This is a genomic window from Mesobacillus boroniphilus JCM 21738, assembly GCF_000517385.1.
Classification (GTDB): Bacteria; Bacillota; Bacilli; order Bacillales; family Cytobacillaceae; genus Mesobacillus; species Mesobacillus boroniphilus.
In genome coordinates, this window is the sequence record NZ_BAUW01000240.1 from 1 (window position 1) to 536 (window position 536).

Consider the following 536-nt stretch of genomic DNA (forward strand, 5'->3'; position numbering starts at 1 on the left):
GGAGCTAGACACTAATCTAATTAAAAAGTTTTATACTTTCTTATAAGATAATAAAAACCACCCGTGAGAACGGGTGGTTTTCTCTGCGGCTGAAAGCCTTTGTTACTGACCAAACCCTAAAGGGCTACTGAAGGGTTCGCCAATTGTACTACATCTACTGGCCAGACCTCAAAGGCCTTCTCCCATCTTAACTTCGTTTCTTTTTCTTCACTTCTTCTCCGGTGAATGGATCAATGTATTCCATCATCGTTAATTGTTCTGCCACTATATCATCTTGAATTTGATTCCGAATATATTCTTCTATTACCTTTTTGTTTCTTCCAACGGTATCCACATAATATCCTGTACACCAGAATTTGCGATTTCCATATCTGTATTTCAGATTTGCGTGCCGATCAAAGATCATTAAACTGCTTTTGCCTTTTAAATAACCTACAAAAGAGGACACACTTATTTTGGGCGGTATACTCACTAACATATGTACGTGGTCCTTACACGCGGTTGCTTCAATTATTTCTACATCTTTTCTTTCACCC

At 38.2% G+C, this 536-nt stretch carries 1 protein-coding gene; it reads right to left on the reverse strand.

The genetic code is table 11. The features are described from left to right. Nucleotides 1-187 precede the first annotated feature (187 nt). A partial coding sequence (gene tnpA / locus JCM21738_RS22055) for an IS200/IS605 family transposase (RefSeq protein ID WP_023627850.1) occupies nucleotides 188-536 on the reverse strand: 349 nt, incomplete at its 5' end.